The 15,234-nt window shown below is 67.7% G+C and carries 15 protein-coding genes and 3 pseudogenes; 13 read left to right on the top strand and 5 right to left on the bottom strand.

Features of this window, described 5'->3' with window-relative positions; translation table 11 throughout:
• The 3 genes from AC099J_RS15285 to AC099J_RS15275 are packed head-to-tail and all read right to left on the bottom strand — an operon-like array spanning position 1 to position 2,728.
• Positions 1–1,497 carry a hypothetical protein gene (locus tag AC099J_RS15285; RefSeq protein WP_479616125.1) on the bottom strand — a complete coding sequence of 499 codons (1,497 nt, stop codon included), beginning with the start codon at positions 1,495–1,497 and terminating at the stop codon, positions 1–3.
• Between the two features lie 37 nt (positions 1,498–1,534).
• Positions 1,535–1,801, bottom strand: coding sequence for a PAAR domain-containing protein (locus AC099J_RS15280; protein WP_479616124.1), 267 nt, complete (start codon positions 1,799–1,801; stop codon positions 1,535–1,537).
• Between the two features lie 45 nt (positions 1,802–1,846).
• Complete coding sequence (locus AC099J_RS15275) at positions 1,847–2,728, bottom strand: M15 family metallopeptidase (RefSeq protein WP_479616123.1); 882 nt, start codon at positions 2,726–2,728, stop codon at positions 1,847–1,849.
• Positions 2,729–3,946: 1,218 nt separating this feature from the next.
• On the opposite strand from AC099J_RS15275, the pseudogene AC099J_RS15270 reads away from it, so the two are divergent.
• From AC099J_RS15270 to AC099J_RS15245, 6 genes and pseudogenes are all read left to right on the top strand, one after another.
• Positions 3,947–4,642: pseudogene (locus AC099J_RS15270) on the top strand (cytochrome ubiquinol oxidase subunit I); the annotation flags it as partial.
• Positions 4,643–4,661: 19 nt separating this feature from the next.
• A pseudogene (locus AC099J_RS15265) lies at positions 4,662–5,166 on the top strand (cytochrome d ubiquinol oxidase subunit II).
• Positions 5,163–5,327: a DUF2474 family protein gene (locus AC099J_RS15260; protein ID WP_479616301.1), complete on the top strand. Its 165-nt coding sequence runs from the start codon at positions 5,163–5,165 to the stop codon at positions 5,325–5,327. The pseudogene AC099J_RS15265 and the gene AC099J_RS15260 overlap by 4 nt, the downstream one beginning before the upstream one ends.
• Before the next feature lie 361 nt (positions 5,328–5,688).
• Positions 5,689–5,982, top strand: coding sequence for a class I SAM-dependent methyltransferase (locus AC099J_RS15255; protein ID WP_479616122.1), 294 nt, complete (start codon positions 5,689–5,691; stop codon positions 5,980–5,982).
• A 9-nt stretch (positions 5,983–5,991) separates the two neighbouring features.
• On the top strand, positions 5,992–6,396 hold the full coding sequence (locus AC099J_RS15250) for a hypothetical protein (RefSeq protein ID WP_479616121.1): 405 nt from the start codon (positions 5,992–5,994) through the stop codon (positions 6,394–6,396).
• A 4-nt stretch (positions 6,397–6,400) separates the two neighbouring features.
• Positions 6,401–6,892 (top strand): methyltransferase family protein, encoded by a 492-nt coding sequence (locus AC099J_RS15245; protein ID WP_479616120.1) that lies wholly within the window; start codon positions 6,401–6,403, stop codon positions 6,890–6,892.
• Between the two features lie 67 nt (positions 6,893–6,959).
• Here the strand turns inward: AC099J_RS15245 and AC099J_RS15240 are convergent, their stop codons facing one another.
• On the bottom strand, positions 6,960–8,309 hold the full coding sequence (locus AC099J_RS15240; protein WP_479616119.1) for a sigma-54 interaction domain-containing protein: 1,350 nt from the start codon (positions 8,307–8,309) through the stop codon (positions 6,960–6,962).
• Positions 8,310–8,564: 255 nt separating this feature from the next.
• On the opposite strand from AC099J_RS15240, the gene AC099J_RS15235 reads away from it, so the two are divergent.
• The 7 genes and pseudogenes from AC099J_RS15235 to AC099J_RS15205 all read left to right on the top strand — a co-directional run bounded on the left by AC099J_RS15235 (position 8,565) and on the right by AC099J_RS15205 (position 13,770).
• Positions 8,565–8,756: a YgaP family membrane protein gene (locus AC099J_RS15235; protein ID WP_479616118.1), complete on the top strand. Its 192-nt coding sequence runs from the start codon at positions 8,565–8,567 to the stop codon at positions 8,754–8,756.
• A gap of 23 nt (positions 8,757–8,779) precedes the next feature.
• Positions 8,780–9,664 (top strand): MBL fold metallo-hydrolase, encoded by an 885-nt coding sequence (locus AC099J_RS15230; protein WP_479616117.1) that lies wholly within the window; start codon positions 8,780–8,782, stop codon positions 9,662–9,664.
• 251 nt (positions 9,665–9,915) lie between these two features.
• Positions 9,916–11,736 carry a SulP family inorganic anion transporter gene (locus tag AC099J_RS15225; protein ID WP_479616116.1) on the top strand — a complete coding sequence of 607 codons (1,821 nt, stop codon included), beginning with the start codon at positions 9,916–9,918 and terminating at the stop codon, positions 11,734–11,736.
• Between the two features lie 51 nt (positions 11,737–11,787).
• On the top strand, positions 11,788–12,066 hold the full coding sequence (locus tag AC099J_RS15220) for a helix-turn-helix domain-containing protein (protein WP_479616115.1): 279 nt from the start codon (positions 11,788–11,790) through the stop codon (positions 12,064–12,066).
• Complete coding sequence (locus AC099J_RS15215) at positions 12,056–13,297, top strand: type II toxin-antitoxin system HipA family toxin (protein ID WP_479616114.1); 1,242 nt, start codon at positions 12,056–12,058, stop codon at positions 13,295–13,297. The genes AC099J_RS15220 and AC099J_RS15215 overlap by 11 nt, the downstream gene beginning before the upstream one ends.
• A 35-nt stretch (positions 13,298–13,332) precedes the next feature.
• Positions 13,333–13,476, top strand: a pseudogene (locus AC099J_RS15210) (DUF2397 family protein); the annotation flags it as partial.
• 3 nt (positions 13,477–13,479) lie between these two features.
• Positions 13,480–13,770 carry a DUF2399 domain-containing protein gene (locus AC099J_RS15205; RefSeq protein WP_479616300.1) on the top strand — a complete coding sequence of 97 codons (291 nt, stop codon included), beginning with the start codon at positions 13,480–13,482 and terminating at the stop codon, positions 13,768–13,770.
• On the opposite strand, the gene AC099J_RS15200 is transcribed toward AC099J_RS15205, so the two are convergent.
• The gene (locus tag AC099J_RS15200; RefSeq protein ID WP_479616113.1) at positions 13,744–15,231 is read right to left on the bottom strand and encodes a patatin-like phospholipase family protein; all 1,488 of its coding nucleotides are present in this window, start codon (positions 15,229–15,231) and stop codon (positions 13,744–13,746) included. The genes AC099J_RS15205 and AC099J_RS15200 overlap by 27 nt on opposite strands.
• Positions 15,232–15,234: the final 3 nt, after the last annotated feature.

The following is a 15,234-nucleotide window of genomic DNA, read 5'->3' as shown; positions in this document are numbered from 1 at the left end:
TCAGGAAGTCCGGTTCGCCGCAGAGTCGTCTGCTACGGCATCCTTAGGAAGATCAGGTTGGACGATCAACGCCAGCCGCGTGCGGGAATCCGCCATGCCCACTGCCAGGACAGGTTTGCCAAGCGTGCGAGCCCACTCACCGGCGCAAGCCACCACCATCAAGCAACTGGCGGAGCCGGTATGGCCAGTTACTTTGCCGAGCACCCGCATGTCTTCCAGCGGATCGAGCTGCGGCAGGTCGCCGATCGAGACGCCGTACAACTCGGTGGCGCGGGGCGAGTGTTGATCGGCGTCGCACACCAGGGCCGCGATCTGATCTGGCTGCAGACGTGCCGCAGCGGTTGCATGGCTGACCACTTCCCTGAGAACCTGCGCGTCCACCTTGCCCGCCGCCTCAACGGGCTTGCTCCGCAGGCCAACACCGGGCCGATGCAGCAGCACCTGCGCGGTCGCGAGATCTTCAGGCGCCGTCCACGCCACAGACGCGATCAGCACCGTGGCGGAACCCTCGCCGGGCATGCAACCACCAGGCGCCTTGCGCGCGTCATAAAGGAGACCGGAAGCCGACAGTGCGTCGACTGCGTTCTGGTCAAGATCGCTGTGCGCCGTTGCCAGCAACAGCCAGTCCGGGGCCTCATGGCCCGGGCTCCGGTGCGCGATTTGGTCGGCCTTGAGCCAGAGATCCTCACCCGTCCCGGGAACCACCTGGGCGCGCAAGACGCAGGCGGTGGTCATGGCATCGTCGTCGCCTGCCCACAGTGACTCGGTCCAGCGCACAGCCAACGTCTGCTCAAACGGAGTCCAGCGCGGTGCACATCCGAGCAACAACCACACGCGCGGCCGTTCGGCCTGGGGCAAGGTGTCGGCGGCGTCAGCCCGAAAGGCGTGATCGAGCAACCATTGGCGTTGTGAGAGCACAGGCTCTTGCAACGCCGCGAGTGCACGCACGACGTCTTCGCCCGGTTGTTCCGCCTGCCATGGCTCATGCTCCAGCCGCATGCGCTCGACCAAGACGTCCAGGCGGACGCGGCAGCTCTCCAGCGCCAGCGCCGCATCCGGCAAACGCGCGCACATGATGGGCAGACCGGCATCGCCGACCAGCAATTTGTCTGGCATGGGGATCGGCTCGCCATCGGCAACCGCTTGCAGCAGGTCCGCGGCTTGAGACCCTCCCGTGCTGACCACCGCCGTATGGACCATGCGCAAGGTCGCGTGACGCAGTTGTTCATCGACAGCGGGTATCGCGCCGGCGGTTGGCGCAGTCGTGGAGCCTGCCGGCAGTGCGGCCGTTGCAAGCGCCGCCCGCGCCCCGGCTCTCGCCCAGGCACTTCGCAAGGCCACGAGCAACAGCAACGTCACCAGAGGCAAGACGCCGAGGTAGACCACCATGTCCGTTTCGGCGACCATGCGCCCGCTGCGCTGCCACCACCACAGAACACCCAGCCACGTGAGGCTGCAGACCACCAGCACCCAGAGCAACAAACGCACGAACTTCATCAACGCCAGACTTCCAGACTACGCAACGGTCGCGATCTCAATCCACCGAATTGGATTGCGAAGAGAGCAACGTGGCACCGCAGGCGGTCTTGTCGCCGTCGCGCGCAGCGGGCTGTCCATCAACGATACAGGTCGCGTCGCCCGACGCCACAACGGTGACCCTGCCATGCCCCTTCTTCGGGCAGGTGACCTTGTCGCCGATCCTTGCCATGGCTTTGCCATCGACAGTGCTCTCGGCCGAACCCTGGATCACGACGCCACCATGGCTGGTGCGATCCCCTACAACAATGAACGACTTGCCCATATTTGCTCCTATAGCTCGTCAAAAAAACCAACAGTCCAGCAGCGATCAAGGCGCTGACTTGGCTTGGCCAACAGCTGCAGCGCGCAGCACACCGGGTCGCTGCAGTTCGACGTGACCGTAGTCGGCCAGTCCCTTCCAGTTGCCCCCCCACGTCAATCCCAGCAATGCGGCCGTCTGGCCGTAGAGCTGGTAGCCGCGCATCGCCCAGGGATCCTGTTCGGAGATCACCACGCGGCCATTGCGAAGGAACGCGCTGTCCACCGCGAGCCCATGCTGGTGGTAGCTGCGCCCCGGCCCAGCCTGGGTCACGTGGGCCCCCATGCCCGCCAACTGGGCCTGGCGCTCAGGACTGCGGTATCCCTCCAGCAGCACCATTTCGTAGCCGTGGTGCTCCTGCATGATTCGGTAGAGCATCAGGACGCGCTGTCGAAACACCTCATCCAGCAGCATCCAGTCACGACTGGCAAAGCGAGCCAGGGGCCTCGCGAGCGTCACCTCGCGCGTCAGGAACACCTCTGGCGGCAAGGGCGCTGGAGGTATCAGCTTCTCGCCAGTCAGCAGGGATGCGACCCGCTCATCCTTGACGTGCACTTCGGTGTGATCGAAGGTCTCAAGTTGGAACCAGTTTCGCCAAGCAAGTGCGGCCAGCGGCAACACTGTCACTAAGACCAGTACGAACAGCCATTCGCGCCGGAATACATAAGCAAACCTAGACGCGTCCTGTATTATCAGCGCCGTATTGTATGCACTAGATTTGCAAGCATGACGGCTGGCAGCGCTCACAAACCGAATCCTGGCGCCAAACCAAGCAGCGCCAGCCCGGCAACCGGTTCCAGCAGCGCTCCGAACAGAGGGCATGAACGCAAAGGCCAACACGGCAGTTGCGAGCAAGAAGTACAAGGCCAACAGAAAAACAATCTGTAACATTTAGCGAAAATTATAAGAAAATGCAGCCACTTGTCGCGCAAAAATAGCCGAGTGGCGGTTTTCATTTGCATTTTGGCTCAACACCGTCCGGCATCCACTGTCATCCACGCACCCTCCGACCTCTCCACATGTCTCGGCCCACACTTTTTCAGACAGGAGCAGCGTCGCAAAACGTCAATATCCTGGACACATTGCAGCCTCGTACGGCGCCGGTTGGCCACCGTCTGTATGCAAAATATTGGTGGGCGGCTGGCGGTGCCATTCTGGTCGGGGCCGCCGTCTGGGGGGAACTAGCAGACCTGAAGTCCTCTTCCGCGACCAGCCAGGTAGCGGCATCGGTTCAAGCGCCGTTGCCAGCCGTAAGCACATTCGTGCCCGCGCCGCTCTCGGAGCGCGCCATGGCTACTGCAGAGCTGCCAGTTGCCCGTGAGCCGACTCCCGCGCCTGCTGTCGATCCAGCTCAATCGCCTATCGACGGGGCCAAGCCTCTTGCCACGACCGTGGCGTCAATTCCATCGCCGGTCCAGAGCTTGGTCGGACCAACAAACGTTGCCCGTCCCGCAGCGCGTACTGAGCCGAACCGCTCGGACGCAGTGCCCCGCAGGGTCAAGCCGGTTGCATCACCCCAAACGGTCAACAAGCAAGTAGCCCCCGCTCGCTCCCAAGCCGTCAAGCCGGCGCGGGCGACGGCGCAGGTGCGCAACCGGCCATCGGCTGCTCCGGATGACCCGGACGTCGAACTGCTGAGCGCTCTTGTGCAGCACATGCGTAGCTCCAAACCCGCCGGTTCTGCAGCTCGAAAGACAGCAGATCCATCGACCGAATGTCGACCAACCCGGGGCGACGCCGCGGCGTGTACATCGGCTGCGGTGCGACCGTAACGGCCGACGCACCACATGGCCGAGCCGGCGTGCGCCGGGCTGGTGCCGTGCGCCCGGAGCAATCGCGCTCGCTTGTGTTGTAGCCGTTGCGGGTCAACGGCTTGCAGCCTGTCGCGCGCGCGGCGATGTGGTGGCAGCACAGGGTGGCGCAACGCCAGGAGCGGGGCTCGCTGCCCGCCGCGCCAGGCCTTGATTTCGCTCAAGTTCTCGCCGTGCACCTGTTGGCACGCGTCTTGATAGACATCCATCGAGCCGGGCCAGCGGGCGGACCCACCGCAGGTGGCCGGGCGTTCGCCGCCATCAGGGCCGGCGGACCCACACCCTCAAAGGACGCCCGATGATCGACCTCCCCGAAGCACTGCTGCTGGCACGCATCCAGTTCGCCTTCACGGTCAGTTTCCACTTCCTGTTCCCGGCCATCACCATCGGGCTGGCCAGCTACCTGGCGGTGTTGGAGGGGCTCTGGCTGAAGACCGGGCGCGAGCACTACATGGACTTGTACCGTTACTGGATCAAGATCTTCGCGCTGGTGTTCGGCATGGGCGTGGTCTCGGGCATCGTGATGTCCTACCAGTTCGGCACCAACTGGTCGGTGTTTTCCGACAAGGCAGGCCCGATCATCGGCCCGCTGATGGCGTATGAGGTACTGACGGCCTTCTTCCTCGAAGCCGGCTTTCTCGGCGTGATGCTGTTCGGCATGCAGCGGGTAGGCCGCGGCCTGCATTTCACGGCCACGCTGATGGTGGCCTTGGGCACCTTCGTCTCGGCGTTCTGGATCCTGTCGGTCAACAGCTGGATGCAGACGCCAACGGGCTACACGACGAATGCCGCGGGCCAGTTCATCTCGGCCGGCAGCTGGCTGGCCATCATCTTCAACCCGAGCTTTCCGTACCGGCTGGCGCACACGCTGTCTGCGGCCTACCTGACCACGGCCTTCATCGTCGGCGGCGTCGGCGCCTGGCACCTGCTGAAGGACCGCAGCAACCCGCGCGCGCGGCTGATGTTCTCGATGGCCATGTGGATGGCCGCCATTGGTCACCGGCGTCAGCGTCGTGGTGGCCTATGCGCTGCTGGGCGCCACCTGGCTGGTGATGAAGGCCGAGGGCCGCCTGCAGCAGCAGGCCCGCGCCCTGGCCTGGCCGCTGGGCATCGCCACGCTGGTGGCCATTGCCGCCGTGAGCGTGGCCACGCCTTTTCTCAACGCCAGCTACTTCGACAATTGGCTGCGCTGGCCCGGCATGCTGACGGTGCTGCCGGTGCCCGTGCTGGTGGCACTGGCCAGCGTCGCCTTCGCGCGCAGCCTGAAGGCGGGCCACGAGGTGGCGCCGTTCCTGCTGTCGCTGGGCATTTTTCTGCTGTGCTTCGTGGGGCTGTGCATCAGCGTTCCCGGACGTCGTGCCGGGCGCCGTCACCATCTGGCAGGCAGCCACCGATGTGCAGAGCCAGGTCTTCATGCTGTGGGGCACGGCCATCGTGCTGCCGATGATCCTGGGCTACACGGCGTGGTCGTATTGGGTGTTCCGTGGCAAGGTCAACGCAGACGGGTACCACGCATGAAAAGCTCCTGGCTGCGCTGGCCCACGATCACGGCGCCGCAGGCCGGCCAGCCGCTGCCGCCCTGGTGGATGCGCCTGGCCTGGATGGCGACCATCTGGGCCGGCAGCATCGGCGCGCTGCTGCTCTTCGCCTGGTTGCTGCGGCTGTTGCTCAAGCGCTGATGGCGGCGCGCACGTCAGTCCAGCCCTCATGCTGCGCGTGGCCAGCATCGGCCACCACGCATGGTGCGGCTCGGCATCGAGTCCGGCACGGCGCGTCAGCCACTGGGCGAGTGCAACGGCGGCGAACGCCAGAAGAAAGGGACATCGGTTCAGAGCAGCCGGGGATCGCATGACGACAAAGCCCGATCAAATGGCCGCGAACAATCCCTCGGCCCCCTGGTGACAATGGTGCGTCAACCCCATCCCGTCTTGCCCCGATGCATGTTCCCTTGGTCGAAGTCGAAGAACTGATGGCCATCCACGCGGACCTGCAGCTGCACGGCCTCACTCTCCCCCCTCCTCCTCGCACCACCTTCTCACCATGCACCCACCCGAATCCGAACTGCCCCTGGTCGACGACGAACTCGACCTGCTCGCCACCCTGGTACCGCTGAACGGCCAGCGCATCGTCGAACTGGGCTGTGGCGCCGCCCAGCTCGCGCGCACGCTGCTGCAGCGCCACCCGGCCAGCCACGTCACCGCACTGGAGGTCGACGCGCGCCAGCACGCCAAGAACCTGGCGGCGCCGCAAGACAGGCTGCACTTCGTCGAAGCCGGCGCGCAAGCCGTGCCGGTCGCCAATGCCAGCTTCGATCTGGCGCTGATGCTCAAGTAGCTGCACCACGTGCCGCAGCCGCTGCTGGCCACGGCACTGCAAGAGGCCGCGCGCGTGCTGCGCCCGGGCGGCCACCTCTATGTGTCCGAGCCGGTGTATGCCGGGGCCTTCAACGAGGTCATCCGCCTGTTCAACGACGAAGGCGTGGTGCGGGCCGCCGCCCAGGCTGCCGTCGACGACGCACTGCGCACCGGCCTGTGGACGCAGGTGGCCGAGCGGCGCTTCGCGATGCGTTCGCGCTTCGCCGATTTCGCCGACTTCGAGAAGCGCCACATGCGCCCCACCTTTGCCGACCACCGCATCGACGACGCCAAGCTGGCCGAGGTCGGCGCAGCCTTCGCGCCGCACTGCGGCCCCGACGGCGCGCACTTCCTGCGGCCCATGCACGTGCGCCTGCTGCAACGTCAGGCGTAGCACCGTGCCCGGCCCCACTCCACCCGCCGGAACCCAGGCCGACAAGACCCGATCGGGCCTGGGCAGCGCGCTGGTGGCGGCGCAGTTCACCGCCATCGGCCTGCTTGCCTGGTGGGCCGCACCGGCCCTGCGGGGCGGGATTGCGCCCTGGGCCGCCTGGGCGCTGCTGCTGCTCGCGGCGCTGCTGGGCGCCTGGGCGCTCTATGCCAACCGGCCGGGCAACTTCAACATCCGGCCCGCGCCGCGCGAGGGCGGCCACTTGGTGCGCCACGGCCCCTACCGCTGGATCCGCCACCCCATGTACACCAGCGTGATGGCCTTCGGTGCGGGCTGCACGCTTGCGGCTGGCACCTGGCCGGTGGCAGCGACGTTGGCCGCCCTGGTGGCGGTGCTGGCGGTCAAGGCCTCGGTGGAAGAGCGCTGGATGGCCGAGGCGCATCCGGACTACGCGGCGTACCGGCGGCAGAGCTGGCGCTTCGTGCCGTGGGTGTTCTAGGCCCCTCACAGATGCAGGCGTGCGGCCTGCTGCTTCGACACGCGGCTGCCCGTCTGGCGGCGTTTGCTCACGCCAGCCCCAGCGCCTTCAGCCGCCGGTACAGCGTGCGCTCGCTCAAGCCCAGCTGCTGCGCCATTTCCTTGCGCGTGCCGCGCGAGGTTGCCACCAGCTGCCGGATGGCGGCATCTTCGATCTCCCCGAGACGCCCCGCCAAAGGCAGTGCAAGGTCAGCCGTGGGTGCGGTCGTGGATAAGGTATTGGCCCGGGCCATCGGCGGTTCGGCGCCCAGCGATGGCGGCAGGTGTTCCACGCGGATCACCCCGTCGTCCGCGAACAGCCGGGCCCGCTCCAGCACGTTGCGCAGCTCGCGGATGTTGCCGGGCCAGGCGTGCGCCTGCAGCCGGGCCATGGCCGATGGCTCCACCACCATGCGCTGCGGCGCGCTGCCGCCGCGCTGCAGGAACGAGTGCACCAGCAGCGGGATATCGGCCACCCGGTCTCGCAGCGGCGGCAGCTCGATCGGAAACGCGCTGATGCGGTAGTACAGATCCTGCCGAAAGCGCCCATCGGCCACCATCTGCTGCAGCGGCTTGTGGGTGGCTGCCACCAGCCGGAAGTCGGACTGGTGGGTCTCCAGCCCGCCCACGCGGCGAAAGGTGCCGGACTCGATTAGCCGCAGCAGCTTGACCTGCATGGCCAGCGGCACGTCGCCCATCTCGTCCAGGAACAGCGTGCCACCCTTGGCCGTTTCCACCAGGCCGCTCTTGCGCGCATGGGCGCCGGTGAAGGCGCCCTTCTCATAGCCGAACAGCTCGCTCTCGAACAGTGTCTCGGTCAGGCCCGAGCAGTCGACCACGACGAAGGGGCGCGTCGCCCGGCCACTGGCCTCGTGCACCGCCCGCGCGAACAACTCCTTGCCCGTGCCCGATTCGCCCAGCAGCAGCACCGGCAGCATCGAAGGCGCCACGCGCTGCACCGCCGACAAGGCCGCGTTGAACGCCGGGGCCTGCCCCACGAGCCCTTCGCCGCTGGGCCGCGCGGAAGCACTGCGCACCGTGGCCAGGCGCTCGACATACGCCACGACCTCGCGCCGCCCGTCCAGGATGGGCCGCAGCTCCACGTCCACATGCTCCGGCCCGCGCGGCGTGTGGTGGATGTGCAGCACACGGTCCGGCCCCTTCAGCTCCAGCGCCTTCTTCATCGGGCAGTGCTCGCCGGCCTGGTCGCAGGGCACGTCGTAGTGGTGCGAGACGCGAAAGCACTTCTCGCCGATGTAGGGCTTGCCCACGGCGCCGAACTGGCGCTGGTAGGCGGTGTTGGCGGCCAAGATGTTGTAGTCGGGGTCGAGCACGATCATGGGCTGCGGCTCGTGTTCGAGGTAGGACAGCAGCGGCTGCATGGCGGCTTCGGAGTGCATGGCGGCATTGTGCGCGCGGGCTGCCAATTCGCTGCCAGCGCGGCCGAAAGTTCTGCCACAACGGCCTGCCAATTTGTCAGAACGCCTGGGCGCAGGCGCCCCTCGCATCCGCTGCGCGACGCAAAATTTGATACGAATCAACCGCTTGGATCCATCGCACTGCAACCATGCGGGTTGGCACGCGTCTTGATAACAGAGTGTGTCGCTGCCCGTCGAGGCAGGCGTCCCAACCATCTCAACCACTGGAGACTGATCATGAAGACAAACGAAGGCACCCTGGACCGTTCCCTGCGCATCGTGGCGGGCCTGGCACTCATCGGCATGGCCGCCACCGGCGTGGTCGGCATGTGGGGCTACATCGGCGTCGTGCCGCTGCTGACCGGCGCGGTGGGCTTCTGTCCGCTCTACACCATGCTGGGCATCAACACCTGCCCGACGCAGCGTTGAGCGACCGACCTGGCAGCACGCGCATGGACACCCGTCCCACCCTGCAGGTCGAAGGCTGCTTCGACGAGGCCACCTCGACCGTCAGCTACATCGTGCTGGACCAGGCCACCCGCCAGTGCGCGCTGGTGGACAGCGTGCTCGACTACGACCCGAAGTCGGGCCGCACCTCGCACACCAGCGCCGACCTGCTGGTGGCGCGCGTGCGTGAGCTCGGCGCCACCGTGCAGTGGATTCTGGAAACCCACGTGCATGCCGACCACCTGTCGGCCGCGCCCTACCTGAAGCAGCAGCTCGGCGGCCGGCTGGGCATCGGCGCCCACATCACCACCGTGCAGAAGGTCTTCGGCACCTTGTTCAACGCGGGCACCGGCTTCGCCCAGGACGGCAGCCAGTTCGACCACCTGTTCGCCGACGGCGAGACCTTCTCCATCGGCGAACTGCAGGTGCGCGCCCTGCACACGCCCGGCCACACGCCGGCCTGCATGACCTACGTGGTGAGCGACGGCGTGCAGAGTGCCGCCTTCGTGGGCGACACACTGTTCATGCCCGACTACGGCACGGCGCGCTGCGACTTTCCGGGTGGCGACGCACGCACGCTGTACCGCAGCATCAACAAGGTGCTGAGCCTGCCGCCCGACACCCGGCTCTACATGTGCCACGACTACCAACCCGGTGGCCGCCCGGTGCAGTTCATCACCACCGTGGCCGAGCAGCGCGCCGCCAACGTGCATGTGCGCAACGGCATCAGCGAAGAAGAGTTCGTGACCATGCGCCACGCCCGTGACGCCACGCTGGACATGCCCGTGCTGATCCTGCCGTCGGTGCAGGTCAACATGCGCGCCGGCGAACTGCCCGAGCCCGAAGGTAACGGCCAGCGTTACCTGAAGATTCCTCTGAACGCGATCTGACGCAGCCGGATCGCACGCCGGTCCCGCCCCGCCCGCCCCCGCACCACAGGCCGCCCCCAGAGCGGCCGTGGCCCCGCTTTGCCTTTTGGAAACACCGAGCATGACATTCGCCCCCTCGCCGACACACTGCTGGTCTCGCCGCAGATCACGCCCGCCGGCCTGCAGGCCGTGCGCGACCCGGCTTCAATGCCATCGTCCGCAACCGACCCGATGACGAAGGCGCCGAGCAGCCCCATGACGCCGCGCATGCGATGCTGATCGTGGGCGGCGGCACGACGGGCATCGCGGTGGCGTCCCGCTGGCGCAGTTGGCTCCCCTGCCTGCCAGTGCTCGACTGGGGCCGCCGCTATGACCGCGCCACCTTCGCGGGCGACGCCATCGCCGCGCTCATCGTCACCATCATGCTGATCCCGCAGAGCCTGGCCTACGCGCTGCTGGCCGGCCTGCCGCCCGAAGTGGGCTTGTACGCCAGCGTGGCGCCGCTGCTGCTCTACGCCATCTTCGGCAGCAGCCGCGTGCTGGCCGTGGGGCCGGTGGCGGTGGTCTCGCTGATGACGGCGGCGGCCGTGGGCGAACACGCGGCGCCGGGCTCGGCCGCGTACTGGCCGGTGGCCATCACGCTGGCCTTCCTGTCGGGTGCGATGCTGCTGGCCATGGGGCTGCTGCGGCTGGGCTTCATCGCCAACTTTCTGAGCCACCCGGTGATCTCGGGCTTCATCAGCGCATCGGGCCTGCTGATCGCGGCCAGCCAGCTGAAGACGCTGATGGGCGTGCAGGCGCAGGGGCACAACGTCGTCGATCTGCTGATCGCGCTGGCGCGGCAGATCCCGCAGACGCATGGGTTGACGCTGGTGGTGGGCGTGCTCGCCACGGCGTTCCTGTTCTGGGTGCGCAAGCGCCTCAAGCCGCTGCTGGTCCGCTGGGGCCTCGGGCCGCGCCTGGCGGACTTTGTCGCCAAGGCCGGCCCTGTGGCGGTGATTGCCGTCACCACGGCACTCGCCTGGGCGCTCGACTGGCAGGCCCAGGGCATGAAGACCGTGGGCGCCATTCCGCAGGGCCTGCCGCCCTTCACGCTGCCCAGCTGGGATCTGGCGCTGTGGCGTGAGCTGGCCATCCCCGCGCTGTTGATCAGCGTGGTGGGTTTTGTCGAATCGGTGTCGGTCGGCCAGACGCTGGCCGCCAAGCGCCGCCAGCGCATCGCGCCCGACCAGGAACTGGTCGCGCTGGGGGCCAGCAACCTGGGTGCAGCGTTCACCGGTGGCTTTCCCGTCACCGGCGGCTTCGCGCGCTCGGTGGTCAACTTCGATGCCGGGGCGCAGACGCCGGCCGCAGGCGTCTTCACAGCCGCAGGCATTCTGCTGGCCACACTGCTGTTGACGCCGGCGCTGTACTACCTGCCACAGGCCACGCTGGCGGCCACCATCATCGTGGCCGTGCTGTCGTTGGTGGATTTCGGCATCTTCAAGCGCACCTGGGCCTATTCCAAGCCCGACTTCGCCGCAGTGGCCGCCACCCTGCTCGCGACCCTGGGCCTGGGTGTGGAAACCGGGCTGCTGGTGGGCGTGGGCGTGTCGCTGGCGCTCTACCTGTGGCGCACCAGCCGGCCGCACATCGCCACCGTCGGCCTCCTGCCGGGCACGGAATCGTTTCGCAACGTGTTGCGCTACAGCGTGCGCACCAGCCCGGCGCTGCTCAGCCTGCGCGTGGACGAGAGCCTGTACTTCGCCAATGCCCGCAGCCTAGAAGACCACGTCAACAACGCCGTGGCCGCCCAGCCGGCGCTGCGCCATGTGGTGCTGCAGTGCTCGGCCATCAACGCCATCGACGCCAGCGCGCTGGAAAGCCTGGAGGCCATCGAACACCGGCTGCACGAGGCCGGCATCACGCTGCATTTGTCGGAGGTGAAGGGGCCGGTGATGGACCGCCTGCGGGGGACGGACTTCCTGCGCCAGCTGCGCGGGCAGGTGTTCCTCACGCACTACCAGGCGGTGGCAGCGCTGGCGCCGCAGATGGTGCACGGGCCAGCACCAGACCCGCTGGCAGAGGGTACCGAACAGGCGCATTCCGCTTAGAATCGTCCATGATCATGGACAAAAATGCGTTGATGTGCTAATTTGTCCGGAATGAACGACACATTGCGCGTCCCAACCGACCTGGCAGCAGCCGTGCGCCAGGCGCGCAAGGCAGCCGGCCTGAAGGCCACCGACGTGGCCCGCCGCGCCGGCCGCAGCCGCGATGTCCTCCACCGCCTGGAGCGCGGCGACGACGTGACCGTCGCCTCGCTGATGGACTTCCTGCAGGCCATGGGCCTGGTGCTGCGGTTGGAGAAGGCCGGCCTGCCGACGCTGGCCGAGATGACCCAGCGCTTCGCCCAGCCCGATGACGACGACGATGCTGCCTGACCGGATCAAACTGCTGGAGGTGGCCATCGCCGGCCACGCGCGCGGTCAGCTGCTGCGCCAGTCGCGCTTCGAGTTCCGCTACCTCGGGGCCGACACCGACCAGGCCGCGGTGGGCCTCTTGATGCCGCCGGACCAGTTGACCTACGAAGACGGCGACCTGTTCCCCGTGATGGACCAGAACCTGCCCGAAGGCGATCTGTTCATGCGGCTGCGTCAGCTGTTCCCCAAGCAGCCGCTGTCGGCCATGCACCTGCTGGCGCTGTCCGGCAGTAACGGCATCGGCCGCCTGGGCTTCGCCCTGCCCGGGCAGGAGCGGCCGGCGCCGCCCCCGGTGCTGTCGCGCCAGACCTTGCTTGAGACGGCCTTCACCCCGGCTCTGTTCGACGCCCTGGTGCACGCCTACCTCAGCACCGGCGCCGGCATTGCCGGCATGCAGCCCAAGATCATGGTGCCTGACCGGCCGACGGTGCCCATCCCCATTCCCACGCTGATCGTGAAGGCCGGATCGCCGGCCTACCCCGGCCTGGCGGCCAACGAATTCCTGTGCCTGCAGGCCGCCCGCCGGGCCGGCATCCGCACGCCCGGATTCGACTTGTCGCACGACGGCCAACTGCTGCTGCTGGACCGCTTCGACATCGAAGCGGACGGCCAGCGCCTGGGCTTCGAGGACATTGCCTCGCTGATGGGCCTGCGCGTGCGCGACACGCTGTCGGACCGCAAATACCACGGCAGCTACGAACGCGTGGCCGAGGTGCTCAAGCTGCTGCGGCTGGCCGAGACCGACCTGCAGCGCTTCTTCGAGCAGGTCGCCTTCACCGTGATGGTGCGCAACGGCGACGGCCATCTCAAGAACTACGGCGTGCTCTACCGCAGCGCGCAGGACATCTGGCTGGCGCCGATGTTCGACGTGGTCACCACCTCGATTTACCGCTACCAGCGCTACGACGGCGGGCCCGAGCTGGAGGACAGCACCCTGGCGCTCAGGCTGTTCGCCGGCAAGGGGCAGACGCGGGGCTATCCCAGCACGGCAGAGCTGCTGCGCTTCGGCCGCACGGTGTGCCGCGTGGCGCAACCTGCACCGGTGGTACAGCGCATCGGCGAGGCCATGCAGCAGACGCTGGATGACGCGGGCGGTGATGCGCGGGTGCCCGCATCGACCCTGGCAGCCATGCGCGAGGCCTGGTCTACCGGCATGTCGTATGCGCGCGAAGCGCAGAGGCTTGCACCTTGAGTCCGCCCGCGCCCTCGACGCAGACGCAGGGCGATCTGTTCCGCCACGTCAGCGCCGACAAGGCCGCGCTGTACCGCGCCGTGATGGACTGCTTCGCCGCCGCCAAGCGCCAGTTCCGCCTGCACCTGCGGCCCGACGAGGTACTGGCCGAGGGCCAGTGGCAGCGCCTGGACCACGCCGCAGTGGCCGCAGCGACCGCTCGGCAGCTGCGCTACCACGGCGACTTCGACTGGCCCGGCATCCGCATCGCCAACCACGTGCTGCGAAGCTGGCCGGCGCAGGCTTGGCGCATGGGTGCCGGCGACTATGCAGCCGCCGTGCGCACCGCGCCGCAAGCCGAACGCGATCTGCCGGATGCCGCCGTGCAGGCGAACTGGGATGCAGCGCTGGCCCCGGCCATGCAGGCCGCTGGCCTGTCCATCGCGGAAGAAGCCGTGACGGCTTGCCTACTGGACGACCTGCGGCGCCTGTAGGTCGGCCCCGCGCTCCTGCACGATGGTCGCCTCCGGCTCCGCCGCCAGGCTCTGACGCAGCCGCTGAAACTCTGGTGACTCGCGCAGCGCCTGGCGCCCGGCGACCTGCAGCTGGCGAACCTGGATGGGCAGGATCGTGAAGGCGGTGGGCACACCCATCAGCGTGCGCCGCATCTCCGGATCGCGCAGTCCCCGCAAGCTGACGTTGACCACGTGGATCTCGGCATCGGACGCGAACGGGCTGCCGGGGCGGACCCGGTCGGCACGCAGTTGCTCGGTCAGCTGGCGCGCAACGTCGTTCACCATTTCGGTCGTCTCCGTCGTCACACGCGAGCCTGCGCCAAAGAGCAGCGCGTCCACCACCTGGCCGACACCGGGCACACGGTCGCTCGCGTCGATGCGCTCGGCAGTGTCGCGTTCCGAGTTGACGCTGATCAGCACGATCCGGTGCACCGATCCTGGCGGCAGCGTTCCGAAGCCGGTCTGGATCGCGTCGTCCGCCACGACGCGATCGACCAGACTGCGCACGCCGAGGTTGTCGACCAGGCCACCGTCGACGAGATGGATGTACGGGCGCTCGGTGGAGTCCCGGTAGCTTTGTGCGATGAGATGCCGCAGGCGCGCGGAGAGGTTCCCCTGCGCACGCAGCGCCTCGTTGGATGACGCAGAGGGTTGACAGCTGTCCGCATAGTTGCGCAGCGTGACGGGGCTCAGCAGGATCGGCACGGCGGCGGATGCGGCGACTGCGAACGAGAGTGGCACGCTGTCCAGGTCCGAGCAGATCAGCGCGAACTGTTCCGGCGTGAACTCGAAGGGTCCACCGGTCGTGAGGTCGGTGGCGGTGACGAGCAGCTGCGGCTTGGGGCGCGTGCGCCGCAGCTCGCCAAAGGTCGTGCCACGGAACACCGTGTCCAGCCGCTGCGCGAGGATGTTGCTGCGGCCCCACCACGGCGAGCTGAGTCTGTACAGGCTGGCCGGCTCGGTGAGACGGCTCAGCAGCGAGGACTGAAAATCCACCAGCAGGAAATCGCGCTCAAAACGCGTGAAGGTCTCGTCCCCGAACGCTGCGTAGTAACCCGCCAGCACGCTGCCACCAGAGACGCCGCTGACCAGGCCGACTTCATCGAGCAAGGTCGTGCGCCGGCCCGCCAACTCGAACTGCGTGGCCTTCAGTTCCTGCAGCACACCGAGGCCGAAGGCGGCAGCACGCGCGCCGCCGCCCGACAGCGTGACCGCCGCAATAATCGCGGGCTGCGTGCGCGCACCGCCGGTGGCAGCGACGACAGGCGAATCAACCGGCTTCGAGACGCCGGGCGAGGCCGGCGTGTTCGGTACGTTGATCCAGGGGCGTGTGGTGGAGCACGCCGACAGGAGCAGCGCTACGGCCCCCACCAGCGCGACCTGACCCCACCCGCGCCACCCGGCGCGGGCCGGGCCAGGCATTGCAGCAACCGTCGCCATGGC

The organism is Rhodoferax sp. RT4P68, from assembly GCF_056521305.1.
Note: the sequence above shows the minus strand (reverse complement) of the source record. Positions and strands in the feature narration are given on the sequence as shown.